At 67.3% G+C, this 22,918-nt stretch carries 19 protein-coding genes; 8 read left to right on the top strand and 11 right to left on the bottom strand.

Translation table 11 applies throughout. From position 1 onward, the window contains the following. Nucleotides 1–173: 173 nt before the first annotated feature. A complete protein-coding gene (locus ABD231_RS33415) occupies nucleotides 174–701 on the top strand; it encodes a MarR family winged helix-turn-helix transcriptional regulator (RefSeq protein ID WP_344161127.1) in 528 nt (175 codons plus the stop codon). Between the two features lie 119 nt (nucleotides 702–820). Further along, nucleotides 821–2,371: a molybdopterin-dependent oxidoreductase gene (locus ABD231_RS33410; RefSeq protein ID WP_344161700.1), complete on the top strand. Its 1,551-nt coding sequence runs from the start codon at nucleotides 821–823 to the stop codon at nucleotides 2,369–2,371. Here ABD231_RS33410 and ABD231_RS33405 read toward each other — a convergent pair. Next, nucleotides 2,352–2,963: a TetR/AcrR family transcriptional regulator gene (locus tag ABD231_RS33405; RefSeq protein ID WP_344161124.1), complete on the bottom strand. Its 612-nt coding sequence runs from the start codon at nucleotides 2,961–2,963 to the stop codon at nucleotides 2,352–2,354. The genes ABD231_RS33410 and ABD231_RS33405 overlap by 20 nt on opposite strands. A 71-nt stretch (nucleotides 2,964–3,034) precedes the next feature. On the opposite strand from ABD231_RS33405, the gene ABD231_RS33400 reads away from it, so the two are divergent. Genes ABD231_RS33400 through ABD231_RS33390 form a run of 3 tightly spaced genes read left to right on the top strand, consistent with a single transcriptional unit; the run spans nucleotide 3,035 to nucleotide 6,676 of the window. Next, nucleotides 3,035–3,655 carry a hypothetical protein gene (locus ABD231_RS33400; protein WP_344161121.1) on the top strand — a complete coding sequence of 207 codons (621 nt, stop codon included), beginning with the start codon at nucleotides 3,035–3,037 and terminating at the stop codon, nucleotides 3,653–3,655. Next, entirely contained in the window at nucleotides 3,652–5,715 is a 2,064-nt protein-coding gene (locus ABD231_RS33395) for a YhgE/Pip family protein (RefSeq protein WP_344161118.1), read from the top strand. Before ABD231_RS33400 ends, ABD231_RS33395 begins: the two co-directional genes overlap by 4 nt. Before the next feature lie 19 nt (nucleotides 5,716–5,734). Continuing rightward, nucleotides 5,735–6,676 carry a cyclase family protein gene (locus ABD231_RS33390; RefSeq protein WP_344161115.1) on the top strand — a complete coding sequence of 314 codons (942 nt, stop codon included), beginning with the start codon at nucleotides 5,735–5,737 and terminating at the stop codon, nucleotides 6,674–6,676. Here the strand turns inward: ABD231_RS33390 and ABD231_RS33385 are convergent. From ABD231_RS33385 to ABD231_RS33355, 7 genes are all read right to left on the bottom strand, one after another. Further along, nucleotides 6,673–7,917, bottom strand: coding sequence for a hypothetical protein (locus ABD231_RS33385; RefSeq protein ID WP_344161112.1), 1,245 nt, complete (start codon nucleotides 7,915–7,917; stop codon nucleotides 6,673–6,675). The genes ABD231_RS33390 and ABD231_RS33385 overlap by 4 nt on opposite strands. Beyond that, nucleotides 7,914–8,753, bottom strand: coding sequence for a carbohydrate ABC transporter permease (locus tag ABD231_RS33380; protein ID WP_344161109.1), 840 nt, complete (start codon nucleotides 8,751–8,753; stop codon nucleotides 7,914–7,916). The genes ABD231_RS33385 and ABD231_RS33380 overlap by 4 nt, the downstream gene beginning before the upstream one ends. A 14-nt stretch (nucleotides 8,754–8,767) precedes the next feature. Next, complete coding sequence (locus ABD231_RS33375) at nucleotides 8,768–9,658, bottom strand: carbohydrate ABC transporter permease (RefSeq protein WP_344161106.1); 891 nt, start codon at nucleotides 9,656–9,658, stop codon at nucleotides 8,768–8,770. Nucleotide 9,659: 1 nt separating this feature from the next. Next, on the bottom strand, nucleotides 9,660–11,042 hold the full coding sequence (gene ngcE, locus ABD231_RS33370; protein ID WP_344161103.1) for an N-acetylglucosamine/diacetylchitobiose ABC transporter substrate-binding protein: 1,383 nt from the start codon (nucleotides 11,040–11,042) through the stop codon (nucleotides 9,660–9,662). 111 nt (nucleotides 11,043–11,153) lie between these two features. Further along, nucleotides 11,154–11,822, bottom strand: a complete 669-nt coding sequence (locus ABD231_RS33365; RefSeq protein ID WP_344161100.1) for an N-acetylmannosamine-6-phosphate 2-epimerase — start codon at nucleotides 11,820–11,822, stop codon at nucleotides 11,154–11,156. After that, nucleotides 11,819–12,733, bottom strand: coding sequence for an N-acetylglucosamine kinase (locus ABD231_RS33360; protein WP_344161097.1), 915 nt, complete (start codon nucleotides 12,731–12,733; stop codon nucleotides 11,819–11,821). The genes ABD231_RS33365 and ABD231_RS33360 overlap by 4 nt, the downstream gene beginning before the upstream one ends. Next, nucleotides 12,730–15,384 (bottom strand): hypothetical protein, encoded by a 2,655-nt coding sequence (locus ABD231_RS33355; RefSeq protein WP_344161094.1) that lies wholly within the window; start codon nucleotides 15,382–15,384, stop codon nucleotides 12,730–12,732. Before ABD231_RS33355 ends, ABD231_RS33360 begins: the two co-directional genes overlap by 4 nt. 103 nt (nucleotides 15,385–15,487) lie before the next feature. On the opposite strand from ABD231_RS33355, the gene ABD231_RS33350 reads away from it, so the two are divergent. Further along, on the top strand, nucleotides 15,488–16,318 hold the full coding sequence (locus tag ABD231_RS33350) for an LLM class flavin-dependent oxidoreductase (protein WP_344161091.1): 831 nt from the start codon (nucleotides 15,488–15,490) through the stop codon (nucleotides 16,316–16,318). 19 nt (nucleotides 16,319–16,337) lie between these two features. Beyond that, nucleotides 16,338–17,423, top strand: coding sequence for a glycoside hydrolase family 172 protein (locus tag ABD231_RS33345; protein WP_344161088.1), 1,086 nt, complete (start codon nucleotides 16,338–16,340; stop codon nucleotides 17,421–17,423). Here ABD231_RS33345 and ABD231_RS33340 read toward each other — a convergent pair. Both ABD231_RS33340 and ABD231_RS33335 read right to left on the bottom strand, forming a co-directional pair. Beyond that, nucleotides 17,420–18,829, bottom strand: a complete 1,410-nt coding sequence (locus tag ABD231_RS33340; protein WP_344161085.1) for a gamma-aminobutyraldehyde dehydrogenase — start codon at nucleotides 18,827–18,829, stop codon at nucleotides 17,420–17,422. The two genes, ABD231_RS33345 and ABD231_RS33340, sit on opposite strands and share 4 nt — an antisense overlap. Before the next feature lie 7 nt (nucleotides 18,830–18,836). Then, the gene (locus tag ABD231_RS33335) at nucleotides 18,837–20,450 is read right to left on the bottom strand and encodes an amidohydrolase (RefSeq protein WP_344161082.1); all 1,614 of its coding nucleotides are present in this window, start codon (nucleotides 20,448–20,450) and stop codon (nucleotides 18,837–18,839) included. Nucleotides 20,451–20,608: 158 nt separating this feature from the next. Between ABD231_RS33335 and ABD231_RS33330 the strand changes: the two genes are divergently transcribed. Then, on the top strand, nucleotides 20,609–21,997 hold the full coding sequence (locus ABD231_RS33330; protein WP_344161079.1) for an aspartate aminotransferase family protein: 1,389 nt from the start codon (nucleotides 20,609–20,611) through the stop codon (nucleotides 21,995–21,997). A 361-nt stretch (nucleotides 21,998–22,358) separates the two neighbouring features. Here the strand turns inward: ABD231_RS33330 and ABD231_RS33325 are convergent, their stop codons facing one another. After that, nucleotides 22,359–22,898 carry a TetR/AcrR family transcriptional regulator gene (locus tag ABD231_RS33325; protein WP_344161076.1) on the bottom strand — a complete coding sequence of 180 codons (540 nt, stop codon included), beginning with the start codon at nucleotides 22,896–22,898 and terminating at the stop codon, nucleotides 22,359–22,361. Nucleotides 22,899–22,918 lie beyond the last annotated feature (20 nt).

Here is a 22,918-nt window from a genome sequence, read left to right as displayed (position 1 = left end):
GACAAGGCTTGCAAAAATCGGGGAAGTGCCGCGGAAGTTATCCACAGGCACCCTCGGTACTGGTCTGGACAGGTGCCCGGTTACGCTCAGGAAGTTTGCGAGTGCCGGTCGATCTGTAGCCAAAAGGTCACCCCGTGTAGCGAAGTGAACTAGTCAGCTACTAGAGTCCGCGCATGACCATCGCGCCTTCGCTTTGCTCGCCCCTAGCGCTCGCCGATGCAGAACCCACCCGCGCCGCGGAACCCTGGGAAAGCGACGTCATCACGGCCTACGGTCTGCTGCGGGAAGCCGCAGCCGAGCTGGATCAGTTGATGCGGCACTCTCTCAAGCGCAGTGGTCTGCAAATGGCAATGTTCGAACTGTTGCTGCGGCTGGCCCGCAGTCACGGGGAGAAGCAGCGTTTGACCTCCCTGGCCCGGGAGTTGACCGTCACCACCGGCGGCATCACCCGGCTCGTCGACCGCGCCGAGAACCTCGGCCTGGTTCGTCGCGAGCCGTGCCCTGACGACGCCCGCGGTTCGTACGCGGTGATCACCGAGGAGGGGAAGCGGCGGCTGCGTGAAGCACTGCCGGATCACCTCCTGGAGATCGACAGCCTGTGGATGTCGCAGCTGTCCGACGAGCGCGAGGTTGTGCTCGGCAAGCTGCGCCGGGTCCGGGACAACGCACGCCGCTGGCCGAACGGCCGGCCCGCGCTCTAGCACCAACAGCGAGCAGTAGATCAAGTAAGTACAACTTCAACGCATTACCCGGAACTAACGGATGGGGCGCTCGACTGGTGTCGGGCGCCCCTCCGCGTCAAGGTTGAGATGTGAATCAAATGCCGGCCGAGCGCGAGCAGCAGACCGTACGCCGAGCGGACGGCGGGCGCGCAACGCGCTGGCGCGCAGCAATCGGCGGCATTCTCGCCGCACTGGCAGGTCTCGCAGCCGGCAGTGTGGCGGCCGGACTTCTCGGCACGTCGCAGACTCCCGTGGTCGCGATCGGCTCGGCGTTCATCGATCGAGTGCCGCCGTGGCTGAAGGATCTGGCGATCTCCTGGTTCGGCACGAACGACAAGACCGCGCTGCGGATCGGCATCCTGATCGTCCTGCTCGCGCTGGCCGCGATCGGCGGCATCCTCGCCGTACGGCGGTATTGGGCCGGCGCACTGATCGTCGTCGCACTCGGCGGGGTAGCCGTGGCAGCCGCGTTGACCCGCGCGGACTCGGGCCAAACCGGATTCGTCCCGTCGGCCGTCGCCGGACTGACCGCGCTCGGCGTACTACGTCTGAACACCAAGCGGCTAGAACCACTGATCGACTTCCCCGATGACGGCGTCAGCCGCCGGGGCTTTCTGCAGTTGTCGGGCGGTGTCGCAATCGGTTCGGCCGCGCTCGGCCTGCTCGGGCGCGTGATCAGCGGGAGCCGGACCGCGGTAGCGGACGCCCGCAGAAACCTGAAGCTGCCGCTACCGCCGTCACTCGAGCCACCGGCCGGCGTACAGGCTGAGGGCGCAACGCCATGGGCAACGCCGAACGAGGACTTCTACCGCATCGACACCGCGCTCGCCGTCCCGCAGATCATGCCGTCGGACTGGAAGCTGCGGATCCACGGCATGGTCGACAAGGAACTCAACCTCACCTTCGACGACCTGCTGAAGCGCAACGTCATGCACAAGTGGGTCACGCTGACCTGTGTCAGCAACGAGGTCGGCGGCGACCTGATCGGCAATGCGTTGTGGTCGGGCGTGCTCCTGAAGGACCTCCTCGAAGAGGCCGGCCCGTCGAAGGACGCCGACGCGATCCAGTCGACGTCGAAGGACGGATTCACCGCCGGTACGCCGCTCAGTACGCTGCTCGACGATCGCCAGGCGATGCTCGCGTTCGCGATGAACGGTGAGCCGCTGCCGGTGGCACACGGGTTCCCGGTGCGGATCGTCGTACCGGGTCTGTACGGGTACGTGTCGGCGACGAAATGGCTGACCGATATCGAGGTGACGCGGTTCGATCAGTTCGAGGCGTACTGGACACCTCGGGGCTGGTCGGAGCTCGGGCCGATCAAGCTGTCGTCGCGGATCGACGTACCGCTGGGCAAGAAGGTGACTGCCGGGCCGGTGACCGTGGCAGGCGTGGCATGGGACCAGCATGTCGGGGTGTCGAAGGTCGAGGTCCGTGTCGATGGTGGCCCTTGGCAACAAACCACCCTGGCCGCGGACGGTTCGATCGACACCTGGCGGCAATGGCACTGGACCTGGGACGCGCCGCGCGGGACGCACATCCTGCAGGTCCGGGCGGTCGACGCCAAAGGCACTCCGCAGATCGAAGCCTCCGCACCACCGGCGCCCGACGGGTCGACCGGCCTGCACACGATCAGCGTGAAGGTCGACTGACCGCATCCAGCACGATCGGCAGGAAGGCGTGCTCAAGCGATCCCGCGGGAACGACAGAAGGCTCGAGCAGGCTCTGTGAGCGCGCGCCCTCGTGGAGCGCGATCACCAGCCGGACGAACTGCTCGGCGGGCACGCTGAACTGCACATGACTCGCCGCTGAAATCTCCTCGACCAGCCGGGTCAGGCTGGCCCGGAACATCGCGCGCTGCTCGGCCAGCGCCCGCGCCGCCTCGGGGTTGCGCAACGCGTGCAAAGTGAACTCTGTGGAGATCAGGTGCCACTGCCGCTGATCCCCGATAGCCTCGTCGAGCAGGCCCAGTACGGCGTCCAGCAGCGTGCCGGGCTGGTTGGCCAGTTCGGGCAGCAGCGCCTCGATCTGTTCGAGCAGCCGGTCGGTCGTTGCCTGGAACAACGCCAGCACCAGCTCGTCCTTGGAGCCGAAGTTCGAGTAGAACGCACCCCGCGTGAACCCGGCCTGGTCGCAGATGTCCTCGACCGAGGCACCGGCGAACCCGCGCTCGGCGAAGACTTCCAGCGCGCCTGCGAGCAGGCGGGCCCGAGTGGCGGTACGACTGCGCTTGGGTGCTTCCATAAGAGTAGGATACAGTTCTGTATTGAATACACAACCGTATTGAACTGCCGGAGAAGAAAGCGGAGCGCGAGATGCAGCTCGAGGCCACCAAGGTCAGCGTGTTCGGTCCGCACGCGCCGATGCTGACCGGCATGTCGGTGCAGGTCGACGAAAAGCAGGTCATCCTGCTGACCGGCTATCCGGGCCCCGGGCACGTGGCAGCCGCGCTGGCCCTCTCCGGTCGTCTCGTGCCGGACACCGGCGAGGTGACACTGCAGGGCTCCTCGGACCCCGCCGTACTGCGCCGCAAGGTCGCTGTGGTCGACGCGCCGGGGATCACCGAGCCGGATGACGCACTGCCCGTTCAGACGGTGGTCGGCGAGGAGCTGGCCATGGCTGGTCACAAGGCTGGCCGGAAGGCTGTGCTGGCGTGGTTGGAAGAGCACGGTGCCGGTGAGCACGCCAACACCCGGTTCGAGCACCTCCCGGTCGCTGCGCGCACCAGACTGCTCGCCGAGCTGACTGTCGCTCGGCCGGACGTGAAGGTCGTCATTCTGACCATGCCGGACCGCCATGGCGGCGATCCGCACGAGTGGTACGCACTGGGCCGGGACCTGGCCGATCGGGGCTACGCAGTCCTGATCACGTGCGCAGATACCTCCGCCCGGTTGCTCGACGTACCCGCAGAACAAGTTGAGGAGATGAAGGCGTGACCGCGCTCCGGATGGCCCTGAGTGAGCTGCGGCGGCTGACCGCCGGCCGACTGCCCAAGCTGGCCGTGGTCGCCCTGCTGCTGGTCCCCGTCCTGTACGGCGGCCTGTATCTCTACGCGAACCACGATCCGTACAGCCGGCTCAACCAGATTCCCACCGCAGTCGTGGTGGAGGACGAGGGCACCACGCTGGCCACCGGCGAGAAGCTGAACGTCGGGCCGGAGGTGGCCGACGAGCTGGTCAAGTCGAAGAGCTTCGGCTGGCACAAGGTCACCCGCGCCGAGGCGACCAAGGGTGTGTCAGACGGCAAGTACGAGTTCGCCTTGGTGCTGCCCAAGTCGTTCTCCGGGGACCTGGCCTCCAGTGCGGACTTCACGCCGCGACAGGCGAACCTGGAGCTGATCACCAACGACGCCAACAACTACGTCGCGCACACCATCGCCAACCAGGTCGTCGCTCAGGTCACCAAGACCGTCGCGTCCCAGGTGAGCGAGACGGCGGCCAGCAAGCTGCTGGCCGGTTACAACACGATCCACGGTCAGATCAGCCAGGCCGCCTCAGGTGCAGCCCAGCTGCAGAACGGGCTGACGAGCGCGTCCACTGGCGTCGGCAAGCTGCAGTCCGGTGCTGGCCAGCTCAACACTGCACAGCAGCAGCTGTCGGCCGGTGCGAACAAGCTGGCGACAGGAGCAGGACAGGCACAGCAGGGCGCGGCGAAGCTGGCCACCGGCGCTGACCAGCTCAGCGACGGCTTGGGCACGCTGAAGAGCAAGACTGCGAGTCTGCCGAAGCAGACCAAGGCGTTGGCGAACGGCGCCGACCAGGTGGCCGACGGCAACGAGAAGATCGCCGGTGTGGGTCGTCAGGTCGCTACTGCGTCGAGCACGCTGGTCAAGGACCTCAAGGCGTTCGACAAAACGCTCGCAGCCCGCCTGAAGGCACAGGGGCTGAGCAACCACCAGATCAACCAGATCCTCTCCGAGACCGCCAAGCTGCGCGGTCCGGTCGTCCGGGCGAACACGAAGATCCAGTCGACCTCCACCCAGCTCAACCAGCTGGCCGGCGGCGCTCGCAAGGTGTCCAACGGCGCTGCCGCGCTGGCCAAGGCCACACCGGCCCTCACGAACGGCATCAGTACGGCGGCCAATGGCGCCAAGCAGCTCGACACCGGGGCCGGCCAGCTGGCGACTGGTCTCACCACACTGCAGTCCGGTGCGCAGCAGCTAGCGGCCGGTGAGAAGCAGGCGGTGACCGGGCAGGGGCAGCTCCTGGGCGGTGTGAACAGCCTGGCCAATGGCGTTACCCAGCTCAAGAACGGCGCTACCCAGCTGAACACCGGTCTGGAGAAGGGCGTCAAGCAGATCCCCAACCCGACCGCTGAGCAGCGCAAGGCCGTGGCCGAGACCCTGGGTGCACCTGTCACGCTGCAGAACGTCTCGCAGGCGAGTGCCGAGAGCTATGGCGCCGGTCTGGCCCCGTTCTTCCTCTGCCTGGCCTGCTGGATCGGTGCCTACGTGCTCTTCCTGCTGGTGCGGCCGCTGTCCCCGCGTGCACTCGCAGGACTGCAGTCGCCGTTCCGCGTCGCGCTCGGTGGCTGGCTGCCGCCGGCACTGTTCGGTGCGATCCAGGCGGCGCTGGTCTTCACCGCGGTGACACTCGGCCTCGGCATCAACACGGCGCACCCGTGGCTGACCGTCGGCTTCCTGATGCTGACCTCGATCACCTTCGTGGCGATCCTGCACGCACTGGCCTCGTGGTTCGGTGCCATCGGCAAGTTCCTCGGCCTGGTGATGATGGTGGTCCAGCTGGTCAGCGCGGGCGGCACGTTCCCGTGGCAGACCATCCCGGCACCGCTGTACTTCTTCCACCACGCGTTGCCGATGAGCTATGCGATCGACGGTGTCCGCCACCTCATGTACGGCGGCTCCACCGCCTCGCTCGGCAAGGACCTGCTGGCACTCGGCGCCTGGTTCGCAGTGGCACTGGCCGCGTCTACGCTGGCCGCACGCAAGCAGCGCGTCTGGCCCGCGAAGAAACTGCAGCCAGAGCTCGCGTTGTAAACCAGGAGGCGGTGCTGGGATGACGACACCCACACAGGACGACGTACTCGGGTACTTCGAGACACTGTCGAACTGGGGACGATGGGGTGACGACGACCAGCTCGGCACGCTGAACCACATCACCGATGACGTCCGGCTGGCGGCGGCGCGAGCCGTGCGCCACGGCCGGAGCGTGTCGTGCGCCTGGGAGGTCGCCGTACCGGGTGAGATGCAGCGGTCGACCAACGTGTGTCCGTGCGCCGCTGAGATGCCGGGCGCTGAGCACATGCCGTCGTTCTTCCAGAATGACCGGCGCTGGGGTTTCTCGAACGAGCAGCTCGGCATCATGTTCCACGGCAACACGATCACCCACCTGGATTCGCCGTGCCACCTCCTCTGGGACGGCAAGCTGTACAACGGACGGCCGCACTCGATGATCGATGCCGAGACGGGCTCGTCGTGGGCCGCGGTCACGGCGGCGGCGAACGGCATCGTCACGCGTGGCGTCCTGCTGGACATTGCGGCGGTCCGCGATGTCCCGTGGCTGGAACCAGGTGAGGGCGTGTTTCCCGAGGACCTCGAGGCGGCCGAGCGCCGCCAGGGTGTGCGGGTGCAGTCTGGCGACGCGCTGCTCATCCGCACCGGCTACGGCCGCGTTCGGCACGAGGACGGTCCACAGAGCGGTATGACGCAGGCCGGCTGGCACGCGGCCTGTCTGCCGTGGCTGCAGGAGCGGGAGGTCGCACTGATCGGCGCTGATACCCCGCAGGACGTGCAGCCTTCCGGGTACGACGACGTCCTGATGCCGGTGCACGCCGTGAGCCTGGTCGCGATGGGCCTGTGGATGCTCGACAACTGCGACCTCGAGGAGTGCGCGACGACGGCGGCCGAGCTCGGTCAGTGGGACTTCCAGCTCGCCGTCGCACCAGTCCGCTTCGCCGGTACGTCGGGCAGTCCGATCAACCCGATCGCCACCTTCTAAGCGTTCACGAAGGCCGCTGTCTCGGTCACCAGCTGGTTCGTCGTCGGCTGGTCGAAGTAGGTGATGAGTGCTTCGTACGCGCCTGCTTCGGCCGCGGCCGAGTCGACGACGTACCCGAAGTAGCCGTCGGTGTAGCCGATCACTCGTGTGATCGGATGGCTGCTCTTCTCCTGCACAGCGGCGCCGTGCAGGGCGAACAGCTCCACCGGCAGGTTCACCCAGCACACGTCGCCCAAGGTGACCACGCTGACCGGTAGCTCGAGTTCTGCCGGCAGGTCGGCCGCAGCCATCAGTGCCTGGCCCCGAGCCCCGTCCAGCCGGGTCTGCGCGATCCTGGCCGACGGGTCGTCCACACCACGACGCACCGCACTCTCAGCCGCTCTCACGATCGCGGCCGCGTCTTCGGCCGGCGGTAGCGCCCGCACCGGCAGCCGGATCGCCGTACGCCGGATGCTCGGCGCCACCGAAGGTAGTGCGAGCCCTGGCTCGGCCAGTGCCTCGCGGACCCGTGTTGCCAGCAGCTCCCCCAGCCTGGTGATCTCTACCGCACCACGTCCCTGCCGAGTGAACCGCGGACTGACATCACCGGCCGCACCCTGCAGATAGCCGACCACAGCCGGCGCAAGCGCAGCCCTGGCCGCACCGGGCCAGTCAGCCGACCACAGCAGGTTCTCCGGCCCGTACGTCGTCGGATGACACGCGAAGTCCAGCAGAACGGCCTGCAGCGAACCACTCAACGAGTGCAGCGCGAGCACACCAGCCGTGTTGTCGTGCGGACCGTCCTCCCGATGCCGGTTGGTACCGACCCCGGTCACTTCCACCGACCGCCACGACGCCACCACCGGCTGCCGAGTCAGTACGGCGTTCGCTACCGCCGAGACGAGTGGTTCGTACAGTGCGGCCTCACGCTCGGCCGGAATCACCGGGTGGATCTGGCCGGTCCAACCGCTCGGACCGGAGTGCGTGTGCGAGGCCGACACGACCACATGCTCTGACGGGATACCAGCGGCGCGTCCGGCCGCTGCGGACAGTTCGGCGGTCAACTCCGCGCCGACCGCGATCGCGTCCAGGGTCAACCACAGCACGCCCGGGGCATCCGCCGTACTGAGCCAGATGATGGTGGCGCGGAGTGGGTCGGCCACACCGGTCGCTGGGCCGGTGCGGGCGGCGTACCCGTCCAAGGGGTGGCCGGAGGGAGGTGTTACGTCCAGGGACGTAGCTGCAAGGAACAGATCCTTCACTTCAGGGCTCCTGCGGTCATACCGGCACTGATCTGCCGATGGAAGACAAGGTAGACCGCGAGGACCGGGAGGATCGAAATGGTGAGACCGGCGAACAGCCCGGAGTAATCGGAGTGGTACCCCTGGGTCACCGCGAGGTTCGCCAGCCCCTGGGTGACCAGGTAGCGGTTCTCGTCGGTCATCAGCACCAGTGGCAGCAGGTACTCGTTCCACATCCCGAGGAACTGGAAGATGCCGATACTGACCAGACCCGGCCGGGCCAGCGGCAGCATGATGCGGAACAGCACACCCCAGTGCGAGCAGCCGTCGACGAGCGCGGCCTCGGCGAGCTCCTTGGACTGGGTCTTGAAGAAGGCGGTCAGGAAGAAGACCGAGAACGACATGCCGCCGGTCGCGTAGACCAGGATCAGTCCGAGGTAGGTGTTCATCAGTCCGAGGTTCTGGACGACGAAGAACAGCGGTACCAGGGCCATGAAGCCGGGAAACACCATGCCGCCGACGAAGACGTAGTACAGGACCTTGCTGCCCGGGAACTCGAACTGCGCCAGCACGTACGCGACCGCGGCCGAGAGCAGCAGGCAGACCACGACACCGCAGGTCACCACGACCAGGCTGTTGAAGAAGTAGCGGCCGATGTGCGACTCGCTCCAGGCCCGGCTGAAGTTGTCCCAGTGCCATACCGCCGGCAGCTTCCACGGGCTCTGGAAGATCTCGGAGTCGGTCTTGAAGGAGCTCATCACCGACCAGAGCAGCGGGAACAGCACCATCGCGCCCCACACCAGCGCGAAGCCCTGCGTCAGCCCGCCGAACAGCCGACCGGTCGCCGTCCGGGTCATCGAACGCTCTCCCATCAGTAGACGACCCGCTCGCGGCGAGTGAGCCGGAACACGAGCACGGTCAGGATCATGTTCAGCGCGAACAGCGTCACGCCGATCGCCGACGCGTAGCCGAACTTCCCGTACGTGAACGCGTTCGTGTACATGTACAGCGAGATCACCTGGGTGGCGTCGTTCGGACCGCCCGGCCCGACCGACAGCACCTTGATCAGTGCGAACTGGTCGAGTGCACCGATCACCAGGAACGCGATCGCGACCTGCACGGTGTTCCAGATCAGCGGCAGCGTGATCCGGAAGAACGCCTGAAGCGATCCGGCACCGTCTAGGAGTGCCGCCTCGTACAGCTCCTTCGGGATCGCCGCCATCGCCGCGGTGAACAGCACGACGTAGAAGCCGACACCGCCCCAGACCACGACCGCCATGATCGAACCGAGGGCGGTGTCACCGTCGCCCAGCCAGGGTTGGGCGAGCACGTCCAGACCGATCGCGCGCAGGAAACCGTTCAGCAGACCACCGCGCGGCTCGAAGATGAACTGCCACAACACGCCGACCACAGCGATCGACAGCACTGCTGGGAAGAAGTACACGATCTTGTAGAACTTCGCGCCGCGGATGCCGCCCCGGTGGTTCAGCACCGCGGAGAAGAACAGCGACATCGTGATGATGATCGTCGGCAGGCTGACCAGCAGGAACAGGTTGTGCCGCAACGCGGTCCAGAACACCGAGTCGTGGAACAGCGTGACGAAGTTGTCGAACCCGATGTAGCGGTACGTCGCCGACAGGCCTTCCCAGTCGGTGAAAGCGATCGGGAAGGCCTGCAGGTACGGCGAGACCACGAAGACGGCGTACAGCCCCAGCGGGATCAGCAGCAGGCCGACGACGAAGCGGTACTTGCCGTGATGCATGTCAGGCGTGGAACTTCTTGATCGACGGGTCCTTCGCCGTCTCGTCGGCGTACTTCTGCATCTGCTTGCTCCACTCGTCCGGCGTCACCTCGCGGTTCATCAGCGCGGCCATCGCCTTGTCCGAGTTGTCGAGCAACTTCTTGTACCAGATGCGGAACTGCCAGTCGTTGAACATGTTCGAGCCGGCCGCCGCGATTGCCTTCTGCATCGACTCGGCCGCGTGGGTCAGCTTGACGCCGTCGGTACCGCCCTTGACCACCACCGGCGAGTTGGTGAGGCCGGCGAAGTTCTGCATGCACTTCTTCGAGATCATGATCCGCAGCAACTCCAGCCCACCCTGCGGGTTCTTGGCCTGCGCGGGCACGATCAGCGCGCCACCAGGGCCGCCGGTCAGCGTCTCGAACGGCGCCTTGTCGCTGGCGGACCAGCCTGGGATCGGCATCATCGTCATCGCGAAGTCCTTGGGCGCATCCTGGCCGGACTCGTTCTCCAGCCAGCCACCGCAGGGGATGAAGACCGCTTGCCCCTTCGCCCAGAACGCCTGCGACTGCTTGTGATCGATAGCCTGCGAGCCCTCCAGCAGGTAGCCCTTCGCGGCCAGCTCCTGGTAGCCCTCGGCGGCCTGGACCAGCGCCGGGTCCCGCCACGCGTTCGGTTCGAGGTTGTCGACCTTCTTCTTCAGCTCCGGCCCGGCCGCCTTGTACGCCGTCATCAACATCGGGCTGGTCAGATAGCCCGGGTACTTACCCTGGTAGGTCCACGGCGCGATCTTCGTCGACTTCTTGATCTCGGCGCAGAGGGCGAGCATCTCCGGCCAGGTCTTCGGATACGTCCAGCCGTGCTCGTCCATGAGCTTCTGGCTGAACCAGATGCCACCGGTGCCGATCACGTAGGGCATCTCGTACTTGACCCCGTCGTAGACACCGTGTTCCGCGACGCCGGGCAGCAGCGTGTCCCGAACCTTCACGCCGGGCTGGTCGTAAGCCTCCATGTCGAGCAGCGCGCCGATGTCCATGACCTGCTTCTTCGCGGCCAGCGCGGCGCCGTCGAGACCGACGTTCTCGATCAGGTCGGGCGGGTTGCCCTGGATGAACCGCGGCTGCAGCTGCTGCTGCAATTGCTGGCCGCTCGTCAGCTTCACCGCTGCCTGCGGAAACTCCTTGCGGTACAGGTCCAGTGGCATCTCGGTCCACTTCTTCCCGTACCCGCCGTCGAAGTTGAAGAACTCCAGCGGTTTGCTGCCGTCGACCTTCGCACCGAGGGTCGACGCCGGGCCGGACTTCTCCACGACAGGCTTCGCACAGGACGCCAGCGCACCCACGGCCGGCGCCGCGAGGGCGACGCGGAGAAGGGTACGGCGATCGACCTTGCCGTCTGTGCTCATGAGACGCGTCCTCTCCAGGGATTGGGTTGGGACATGGATACGCCCGCGCGACCGCCCTGCGGAAGGGGATTCGACCTGGATCGACAAGGTGGAGTAGACCACTCCGATGGGCTATGACGTGCTGATCGCGCTCACCAGGCGGGCGGTGATGTCCATCGGATTCGTGATCGCGTAACCGACCACGACGGCGTACGCGCCCGCATCGCAGACTGCACGGACGTCGTCCGGCGTCCGAACCCTGCCCTCGGCAACGACCGGGCAGTCCAGCTTCGCCACCAACTGCCGGACCAGCTCGACGTCTGGTCCGCTCGGAGTGTGGCCATTGGTATAGCCGGACAGGGTCGACGCGACCAGGTCGGCACCGGCTTCACGGGCCGCGATCCCCGCCTCCAGGGTGTCCACGTCGGCGAGGACCGGTACGCCGAGTTCTGCGTGGATCCGGGCGATTTGCTGGTCCAGCCGCTGTCCGTCCGGGCGTGGTCGCAGGGTGCCGTCGAGCGCGATCAGATCGGCACCGGCTCGGACGATGTCGATCGCGGACTCGAAGGTCGGCGTGATGAAGACGCCGGATGGGTCGCCGAGTTTGTTGATCCCGATGATCGGGAGTGCGGTGACTGCGCGGATCGCGGCAACGTCGGCGGCTCCGTTGGCGCGGATCGCGCCCGCTCCACCGGCCTCGGCGGCGCGGGCCATCAGAGCCATCGACTCCGGAGCGTGCAGCGGATTGCCGGGGGCAGACTGGCAGGACACCACGAGGGTGCCTTGAGCTAGAACTGTCATTGTTTCCTCTGGATCACTGTCAGGGCGGTGTAGGGGCCGGGCTCGGCAGTCGCCAGTCGCTCGGCACCATCCAGCGATGAGCCGGCGGCGGGGACCAGGTGGGCGCGGGCGGACAGCACTGCGCGGACCGGGTCGAGCAGCTGTTCACCCGCACCGGCGAACAGTCCGCCGACACACGCGACCGGCACTGGGTCTGTACCGACCAGCTTCTTGACTGCGGCCTCGATCGTCTCGGCGATGTCCGCGGCCGCGCCGGCCAAGATGTCGAGGGCAACAACATCGCCTTCAGCGGCACACCGCAGTACGTCGGGCGCGAACCTGGCCACGTCGTCGACGAGAGTCTGCGAACGGTAGTAGGCGATCGGATCCAGCGTCGTCTCGGCGAGTTTGGTTACGGGACCACGCCCGTCCCTCGCGCGTTGTACGGCGCGCAGCCCGGCCCGGCCGATCGCGAACGCACTCCCGGCATCGCCGAACAGGTACCCATGCCCGTCGAGCTTGTGCCAACTACCGTCCCGATCCACCGCCAGACACACCAGACCGGTGCCTGCGGCAACCACCACGCCGTACCCGTCAGGCAGTGCGCCCGCGTGAGCAGTCACCATGTCCTGAGTCAGCCGAACCTCATCCGCACCCAGCAGTTGGAGGACTTGAGCCGCGAAGGCCTCGGCCGCTCCAGGCGCTGGCGGGTAGCCGGTCAACCCGAGCGCGACGACGCCGACCGTAGGACGCGCGCCGCCGCCCGGGACTGCCAGCCCGGCCTCGGTGGCTGCCCCGCGAATCGCCTCAAGCATGTGGTCGGTGGCGTGCGGGCCGTGGATGTAGCCGGAGCCGACGCCGGTTGCGCCGGTGGGGAGGACGCGGAGGCGGAGGGCCGACTGGCCTCCGTCGATGGCGACGTTGACCTTCATGCGGTGATCCAGTGGGAGTAGTCCTGCCAGGGCAGGTGCCAGCGGTTGACCTTGCGGGTTCGGCGGTCCTGGCCGGCGGTGTCGTTCGCGACGAGGCGGACGGAACCGAGTTCCTCGTCGTACAGGACGGCTGGGGAGCCGGTGAAGTGCAAGGTGCCGACAGGTTCCCACGGGGTGTGGCCGCCGCGCACGTCGATCATCGAGCAGTGGTGGATGTGACCGTCGGCGCCCAGGACATAGACCTCGATCGCGTTGGCGCCGGGGTTGAAGGCGACCACGGGTTCGTCGGCCAGTTCGAGGTCGCCGAGTTGTTGCCAGCGGCCCTGGCCGACGCGGTCGTCGAGGTAGGTGTGGTGCAGGTGGCCGTCGGTGCCGCGGACGTAGATCTCGTCGGCGCCGACCGGTTCGTTGCGCGCCCAGACCGGTTCGCCGGCCGCGGTCAGGTCACCGAGGACAGCCTGTACGCCGTTCTGGATTCGGATCACGCGGCCGTCGTCGCGGCGGGTGAAGGTGGCCGGTGCCGGCTGACCGGCCGCGATCGCGTCGAATTCCGCCCGAATCGACGCGGGCAGTTCGGACAGACTTGAGGGGGCCGGCGGGAAGAAGTTGTCGCCGGTCAGGTAGAGCATCGCACCGATGATCGAGGGGGCGACCGACCAGCCGGTCTCGACGCAGTACGGTCCCCAGCCGAGGTCGGCGTTCGAGCCGAAGTACTCCCAGGAGTCGAAGTCGAAGGCGCGCTGCCAGGTGCCGTCGAGCTGCTCATCGTCGGGATCGTCGATCTGGATCCGGCTCAGGTAATCGAGCACGCCGTGCGCGAGCTCCTCGAACACCGGCTCACCGGTGATCCGGTAGGCCAGTGGCAGCGCCCAGGCGGCGAACGGCGTTCCGTACAGCTGATCGGTGACGGGATCACCGTTGGCCGCGAAGATCGCGGCCTCGTCGACGCCGTACGCCTCATTGCTCGGCGGACACTTCCCGTCCCATTCGGCGAAGCCGCCGTCCGGCCCTTGCCGACTCTTCAGGTACCCGGCCAGCGAGCGCATCGTCTCGAGGTACTGGGGTTTGCGGGTGTAGTGGTACGCGCCGACGAGCGGCAGCAGGAAGCGGCCGGCCTCGCAGGTCCGGCTCGTCTCCAGACGAGCCCGAGGATGCTGCCCAGCCATGTGATCGAGGCCGCGAGTGGCGATGTCGAGATAGCCCTGGTCACCGGTCAGGCCGTACGCGTAGAGGTACGCGCATTGCGCCGAGCTCTGCCAGTGCGACGTGAGGTCAAGGCCGTCCTCGATCGGCGACCGAGAGAGCTCATCCCAGCCCTTCACCAGCAGCGTGGACGGCGTCCGCCACGGATCGACCTGCAGACCGAGGTCCGCGCTCGACGTGCGGATCAGCGCCTCGACCCCGCGCAGACCGGACTCGACGTGACCGGACATCAGCGCGAACAACGAGATCCAGCCGTTGTCATCGGCAAACAAGTTGTTCGTGCCGGTGAGATCGGTCCGCGCGCCACGTGGTTCGAAGGAACCGTAGAGCTGGTTGCGGTCGGTGAGCTGCTCCTCCTCGACGACCAGCCGCATCAGGTTGTCGGCGATCGTCCGGCCGCGTGGGAAGTCGGCGAGGTCGGCGTACATCCGGAACGCATGCGCGGTCTGGGTGAAGCAGTCGCCACGCGGTACCGGCCGGAACGGAAGCTTGCCCTCGGCATCGATCTCGTTGGAGAGCCCTTCGGCGACACCCTTCGAGCCGTCCGGCGCGTCGTAGAACATGCCGGCCCGGTCGTACCAGGCGATCGCCCGGTCGACCATCCGCCGGTACCGTTCCGCACGCGGCCCGACCGCGACGGTGACGTGCTGATCGCCGACCGCGAAGGTGTGCTCGCCGTCGTCGAGGTACTGCAGGTCGGATTCGAACCGGCCGGGTTTCGTCTCGACCAAATCGAGCTCCGCAACCGGCTTGGTGCTGGAACGGACTACGAGCTTGACGGGCTCACCGGTCGCGACCCAGACCCGAGGTTCGGTGAACACCTCGATGTCCTCTGCAAGCTGCACCCCGGTCAGTTGGCCGACAATCACCTGCAGGAGGCGACGCCACCGGCGTACCGGCTTGTAGCGGCCCTTGACGTGGTGGCTGAGCGCGGTCGTGGCGTAGAGCAGCCGTCCGTCGCCGACCGGGATGTCGAGCAGCGCCGGGAAGGTGACGTCCGGCGGACCGAAGATGGCCTCGTGGGTCCCGGCGACGGTGCCGTAGCTGCACAGCTCGACGGCCTTGCCTCGGACAACCACCTGCTGAGCCTGCGACGAGTGCTCGTCGAGGATCTGTAGCGGCTCGATCCCGGCCAGTGCCACGGTAGTGAAGATCCGCTCGATATGCGCGGTCCGGATCTCGCCTTGCGGCAGGAAGCCGGTGTCGTCGAGCGCGAACTCCACGTACGCCGATCCGCCGGCGCGCACGTATTCCGCCAGCCCGGCGACGTCGAGGCGCTCGGGTTCGGGGTACCGGCCGGCGACGACGATGACCGCTGAATACCCCGAGAGGTCCACGGGAAATTCGTCGTACCGGATGGAGGCGAGGCCGGCCTGGTCGAGTGCGGCGGTGAACGCGGCGGCCGGGTCCGGCGGGCCGATCACGGCGACAGGCGCAGATACGGTCACCGCATCACTCTGGCCGACCGAGGGCAGCCGGTAAAGCACCCCGGGTAGACCACTCGGGCAGGAAATCCGGCAGCAGGCCCGGGTCCGTGGCAGGCTGGTCGACATGCGCTTTGGGCTGAAGGTCAATCCGGCCGGGTGGGACGACGCGTCGTACTGGGCGAAGGTGGCCGAGGACGCCGGTTTCGACGGACTGTGGACAGGCGACAACCTGCGGAACCCGCGGGACGCGGCGATACCGGTGCACGACGGGCCGACGATCATCGCGGGCTGGGCGGCGACCACGCAGCGGATCCGGGTCGGCATCCTGATCGCGAACCTGGTGTTCCGGCACCCGACCGTGCTGGCCAAGACCGCGACCTCGCTGGATCACGTCTCCGCCGGCCGGTTCGATCTCGGAATCGGCTCCGGCGTCTGGCCGACCGACCACGGCATGGCCGGTACGGCGGTCTGGACGGCGCGCGAGCGTGCTGAGCGGCTGGCCGAGTTCGTGGCGATCGTGGAGCGGCTGCTGTCGGGTGACGTGACCGACCACGAGGGACCGCACTACCCGTACTCGCTGGCGGCGATGACGCCGGGGACTGTCCAGGAGCGGCTGCCGCTGATCATCGCGGCGAACGCGCCCAAGGCGCTGGCCGTGGTCGCGGCGCATGGAGACGGGTGGGTGACCTTCCCGGGAGCGGCGTCCGAGGAGGAGTTCTACGCGAAGTCGATCGAGCGATCGCAGGCTCTCGATGCGGCGCTGGACGGGCGGAAGGTCCGGCGGCTGCTGCTCGGGTACGGCGAGCTGGACCCGTGGGGATCCGAGGACGGATTCGCTCGGCTGGTCGAGCGGTACGCCGGGATCGGCTTCGACGAACTGGTGCTCTACGCGCCGAAGGAGCACGAACGAGTGGTCTTCGACAAGGTCGCGAACAGGCTGGACAGCTTCCGCTAGCCGCCTAGGGTTGAGGCCCATGGGTGACTTCAACGGTCTCGACGTCCATCTCGGCAATGTCGCGCGGCTGTCATCAGCCCGCACATTCTCCATCAGTGCCGAGAATCGGGACGGCGCGAAAGGCGGCGGCGCGCGAGCGACCGAGGGGACGATGTCGCGGCAGGCCCGCGACCTCGGAGTCGGCTGGAAGATGTCCCCGTGCATCCCGCTGCCGGCCGGCTCGACCACAACGCTGGCTGAGATCGAGGGCTCGGGTGCGATCACGCATATCTGGATGACCGTCGACAAGAAGGTCTGGCGATCGCTGGTGCTGCGGGCGTACTGGGACGGCGAGGAGACGCCGTCGATCGAGGTCCCGCTCGGCGACTTCTTCTGCAGCGGTTGGGGCGAGCACGCGCAGATCAGTTCGGTGCCGGTCGCGGTGAACCCGTCGGGCGGTTTCAACAGTTACTGGCAGATGCCGTTCCGCGCCGGCGCCCGGATCACCGTTGAGAATCTGCAGGAGGTCGACGTACCGGAGCTCTTCTACCAGATCGACTTCGTGCGCACCGAGGTTCCGGATGATGCGGCGTACTTCCATGCGCAGTTCCGGCGGTCGAACCCGGTCCCGTACGGCGAGGTGCACACGCTGCTGGACGGTGTCCGGGGCCAGGGACAGTACGTCGGCACGTATCTCGCGTGGGGCTGTAACAACACCGGCTGGTGGGGTGAGGGCGAGGTCAAGTTCTACCTGGACGGCGACGACGAGTTCCCGACGATCTGCACGACCGGGACCGAGGACTACTTCGGCGGCGCGTGGGGATTCATCCATCCCGAAGGCGTGTACGCGACGTTCACGACGCCGTACCTGGGGATGCCGCAGGCGATCCAGCCGGACGGGTTCATGAAGAACCAGCAGCGGTTCGGGTTGTACCGCTGGCACCTCACCGACACCATCCGCTTCAGCGAGGACCTGCGAGTCACCGTGCAGGCCCTCGGGTGGCGGCGCGACGGCCGGTTCCTCCAGCTCCAGGACGACCTTGCCTCCACGTCGTTCTGGTACCAGACCGAGCCGCACGCGCCGTTCCCCGTCCTTCCTGGCAAGGACTATCTCGAGGTGATCTAGAAGGCGGACATCACGTGCTTGATGCGGGTGTAGTCCTCAAGGCCGTACATCGACAGGTCCTTGCCGTGGCCCGAGTTCTTGAAACCGCCGTGCGGCATCTCGGCCACGATCGGGATGTGCGTGTTGATCCATACGCACCCGAAGTCGAGCCGGCGCGACATCCGCATCGCGCGGCCGTGGTCCTTGGTGAAGACCGATGAGGCGAGGCCGTATTCGACGCCGTTCGCCCATCGGAGCGCTTCGTCCTCGTCGGAGAAGCGCTGGACGGTGATGACCGGGCCGAAGATCTCGTCCTGGATCGCCTCGTCGTCCTGATGCAGCCCGGACACGACCGTGGGCTCGAAGAAGTAGCCGCGGTCGCCGATCGCGTGCCCACCGGTCTGTACGGCGGCGTGGTCGGGGAGGCGGTCGACGAAACCGCGGACCCGGCTGAGCTGGTCGGCGTTGTTCAGGGCGCCGTACGCGACGTCGTCCTCGGGCTGTCCGGTCTTGGTCTGCTTGGCCTGCTCGGTCAGGGCGGCGACGAAGTCGTCGTGAATCCGCGGACCGGCGAGGACGCGAGTGGCCGCCGTACAGTCCTGGCCGGCGTTGAAGTAACCCGCGCCCGCGATCGCCTCGGCGGCCGCCTCGAGGTCGGCGTCGTCGAAGACGACCACCGGCGCCTTGCCGCCGAGCTCGAGGTGGGTGCGCTTCAGCTTGCGCGCGGCCGACGACGCGACCTCGCGCCCGGCGCGGACCGATCCAGTGATCGCGACCAGCTGCGGGATGTCGTGCTCGACCAGCGCACGGCCGGTGTTGCGGTCGCCGCAGACCACGTTGAGCACGCCCGGCGGCAGGAACTCGTTGCACACCTCGGCTAGGAGGACTGTCGAGGCCGGGGTGGTGTCACTCGGCTTGAGGACGATGGTGTTACCGGCCGCGAGCGCGGGCGCGATCTTCCAGATCGCCATCATCAGGGGGTAGTTCCACGGGGTGACCTGGCCGACGACGCCGATCGGCTCGCGGCGGATCCAGGAGGTGTGACCGGGCAGGTACTCGCCGGCCGACCGACCTTCCAGGACTCGGGCCGCGCCGGCGAAGAACCGCAGTTGGTCCACACACGGCGGGACTTCCTCACTCGCGGTCAGCGCCAGCGGCTTGCCGGTGTTGCGGCTCTCGACCGCGGTGAACTCGTCCGCCCGCTGCTCGATCGCGTCGGCGATCTTGAGGATCGCGCGCTGCCGCTCGGCCGGCGTACTGTCCCGCCAGCTCTCGAACGCGCGCGCGGCCGCGGTGTACGCCTGGTCCACGTCCTCCGGCCCGGACAACGGCGCCTGGGCGTACGACTCGCCGGTCGCGGGCGCGATCACGTCGTACGTCGCTCCACTCAGGGCGGCGGTCGGTTTGCCGTCGATGAGGTTGTGCATGAGGGTCCTAACTGGTCGGGCCGAAGACGGGTTCGCCTTCGACATAGGTGGCCCGGACTCGGGCGGTGTTGATCTCGTCGGTGGGTGCGGTGAAGGGATCCCGGTCGAGGATCGCCAGGTCCGCGAGGGCGCCGACCGCGATCAGGCCGGCGTCGTCGGCGTGGTTCACCCAGGCACTGCCTTGGGTGTACGCCGCGAGTGCGGTCGCCAGGTCGAGCGCCTGCTCGGGGAGGAACGGGTCGTCGGCTTTGTCGGTACGACGGTTGACCGCGACGTGGATGGCTTCGAGCGGATCGGGGCTGGAGACGGGCCAATCGGAACCGGCGACGAGTCGTGCTCCGGCGGTGTGCAGCGACTTGAAGGGGTATTGCCAGCCGGTGCGCTCGGGGCCGAGGAACGGGATGGTCAGCTCGGTCATCTGGGGCTCGTAGACGGCCCACAAGGCCTGCATATTTGCCGCGACGTTGAGTTCCTGGAACCGCGGAATGTCGTCGGGGTGGATGACTTGCAGGTGGGCGATGTGGTGCCGGTTGTCGTTGATTCCGTTACTGGCTTGGGCTTTGGCGAACGCGTCCAGGGCTTCACGGGCGGCCCGGTCGCCGATGGCGTGCACGTGGACCTGGAAGCCGGCCGCGTCTAGTTGGGTCACATTCTCTTGTAGTGCTTGGGGATCGACGAAGGAGAGGCCGCTGTTGGCGGTGCGGCAACCGCAACCGTCGAAGTAGGGGTCGAGCATTGCGGCGGTGAAGTTCTCGGCGACGCCGTCCTGCATGATCTTCACGCTGCCGGCGTGGAATCTGTTGTAGTGCAGGGATTCGCGGCGGGCGATGAGCTCCGGGATTTGCTCGGGGCCCCGGTCGCGCTGCCACCAGAGGGCGCCGTTGACGCGGGCGGTCAATCGGCCCGTTTGGGCGAGCTCGACGTACGCGGGGGTGGAGTCGCCGAGGTTGGCGTAGGCGCCGAGGATCGCGTCCTGCCAGCCGGTGATGCCGAGGGAGTGCAGGTAGGCCTGCGCATCGAGGAGTGCGTCGACCATCTCCTGGTGCGTGGTCGGGGGAACCAGGCGGCCGACCAGGTTCATCGCGCCTTCATGGAGGGTGCCGGTCGGGGTGCCGTCTGCTTTGCGCTCGATCCGGCCGTCAGCGGGGTCGGGGGTTTGCGCGTCGATGCCGGCCATTTGGAGTGCCGTCGAGTTTGCCCAGGCGCTGTGGTGATCCGCGTTGACGAGGAAGGCGGGACGATTGCCGGTGACCGGGTCGAGGTCGGCCGCCTTCGGGGCGCCGCCGGGGAAATCGGGCTGGTGCCAGCCGCCGCCGAGAATCCACGGTGCGGTTGGGTGCATCGCGGCGTACTGGCTGATCTTTTCCTGGTACGCCGGGAGTCCGTGGAGCGGGGAGAGATCGCAGTGGGCGTGTTCGACACCGCCCTGGACCGGGTGGATGTGCGCGTCGACGAACCCGGGGAGCAACAGACCGCCCTCCAGATCGACGATCTGGGCACCGTTGCGCCGGCCCAGGTCCGGGCCGATCGCCGCGATCCGGCCGCCCTTCACCGCGACCGCGAGACCCGGCCGGTACGCCGTCCCGTCGAAGACGGCGCCGTTCACGAACAGGGTGTCCAAGAGGTGGCCTTCCCTTGTGCGGAATCCGAATCAATTGACCTTCTCAAGTGCTGACATCGACACTCTATCGGCTTTCTGGGCACGAAATCACTTGCCAGAGAAGATTTTGCCAGGCAGGATGGCGAACGACCACCACGCTTTGAGACGAGGGATCCGACATGTCGTCCGACACGATCGGCGATGCCGAATTCGCCAAGCTGCAGCAGTCAGCGCGCGACCACCTCTGGATGCACTTCACCCGGATGTCGAGCTACGACAAGGCCGACGTACCGGTGATCGTCCGCGGTGACGGCGCCTACATCTACGACGCTCAGGGCAAGCGCTACCTCGACGCACTGGCCGGCCTCTTCGTCAGCCAACTGGGCCACGGGCGGACCGAACTCGCCGAAGCCGCCGCGAAGCAAGCCTCCGAGCTCGCCTTCTTCCCGCTGTGGTCCTACGCGCATCCGAAGTCGATCGAGCTCGCCGAGCGGGTGGCTGGATATGCGCCGGGCGACCTGAACCGGGTGTTCTTCACCAGCGGTGGCGGCGAGGCCGTCGAGACCGCGTGGAAGCTCGCGAAGCAGTACTTCAAGCTCACCGGTAAGCCTGGAAAGCATAAGGTGATCAGCCGGGCGATCGCTTACCACGGCACCACACATGGCGCGTTGTCGATCACTGGGCTGCCCGACCTGAAGGCGCCGTACGAGCCGCTCGTGCCGTCGACCTTCCGGGTGCCGAACACGAACTTCTACCGGGCACCTGTTTTTGGTGATGATGAAGAGGCCTTCGGGCGGTGGGCTGCCGACCAGATCGCGGTGGCGATCGAGAACGAGGGCGCCGACACCGTCGCCGCGGTCTTCCTCGAGCCCGTGCAGAACGCGGGCGGCTGCTTCCCGCCACCACCCGGGTACTTCCAGCGGGTCCGCGAGATCTGCGACGAGTACGACGTACTGCTGGTCAGCGACGAAGTCATCTGCGCCTTCGGCCGCCTCGGCACCATGTTCGGCGCCGAACGCTACGGCTACCAGCCCGACATCATCACCTGCGCCAAAGGCATCACCTCCGGCTACTCACCCCTAGGCGCCGCCATCGCCACCGACCGCCTCTTCGAGCCGTTCGCCAAGGGCGACACCAGCTTCGCCCACGGCTACACCTTCGGCGGCCACCCCGTATCCGCCGCGGTCGCGCTGGCCAATCTGGACATCTTCGAGCGCGAAGGCATCAACGAGCACGTCCGGGACCACGAGGGGGACTTCCGGGCCACACTCGACAAGCTGCTCGATCTGCCCTTGGTCGGCGACGTCCGCGGTGCAGGCTTCTTCTACGGCATCGAACTCGTGAAGGACAAAGCCACCAAGGAAACCTTCAACGCCGACGAGTCCGAACGTCTCCTCCGCGGCTTCCTCTCCAAAGCCTTGTTCGACGCCGGCCTCTACTGCCGAGCCGACGACCGCGGCGACCCCGTCATCCAACTCTCCCCACCCCTGATCTGCGACCAGTCCCACTTCGACGAAATGGAACAAACGATCCGCGCAGTACTAGTCGAAGCCGAATCCAAGCTGTAGTTCCACACCCGCCCGCCACCTCCGGCTACCGCCGGACCTGTGCGCTTCCGCGCACGGTGGCGGGCTCATCGCCCGCGTCCCCCGCTTCGCTGCGCTCGCTCCCCCACCCGCCCTTAGTTCCTTCTCCGGCTACGCCGGGGTGATGCGCTGCCGCGCACGTGACGGCTACCGCCGGAGGCCGCGTGGGGTACTCGCCGCAGCCGCGCATTGGCCGCCATTAGCCCGCCTCCGGGCCAACCGCCTTGACCCCGTCCACTCGGATCCGACCCGGGACGTCGCACCTCGGAGTAGAGCGGGAAGCCCCGCGAGAGGTTCCTTGCCGGCCGGCCTTCTCCTAGCCCAGGCAGCCCGCACACACGCGCTAGGCGAGGAACCGGCGCGCCAACTCTTGTGGGTCGAGTCTGCTCGGGCCGCGGCCGCTCATGATGGCGAAGAAGACGGGGCCGATCAGGCGGGCTGAGGCGTCGTCCAGGTCGTGGTCGGGGGTTGCTCGGGCGAGGACTGTGCGGGCGCTGTCGCCGAGGATGTCTTTGCCTGCTAGGAGTTGCGCTACCTCGGGATCATGCTGGGCCTCGCCGATGAGGGCTCGGTATGCGGCGCCGGCGTGGGTGTTGGCCAGGAAGTTGATGAGCGCCTGGAGGTAGGTGGTCAGGTCGCCGAGGGTGTCGCCGGTGGGGGGTACGGCGAGTTCTTCTTCGGCGTCGGCGGCGCTGGCCTCGAAGAGGATTTCCGCCTTGGTCGACCACCAGCGGTAGACGGTCTGCCGGGAGACGCCCGCGCGCTCGGCGATGCCCTTCATCGTCACTGCGGCGTACCCGACTTCGACCAGTAGGTCGTCGACTGCGTGCAGCACAGCTTCTCGGGCGCGTTCGCTGCGGGGGCGGCCGACCTTGCTCTCCATGGCAGAACTATAGCTGGACA

Source organism: Kribbella yunnanensis (assembly GCF_039529655.1).
GTDB lineage: Bacteria > Actinomycetota > Actinomycetes > Propionibacteriales > Kribbellaceae > Kribbella > Kribbella yunnanensis.
The sequence above is the reverse complement of the archived record's forward strand: the minus strand, read 5'-3'. Positions and strand labels throughout refer to the sequence as shown.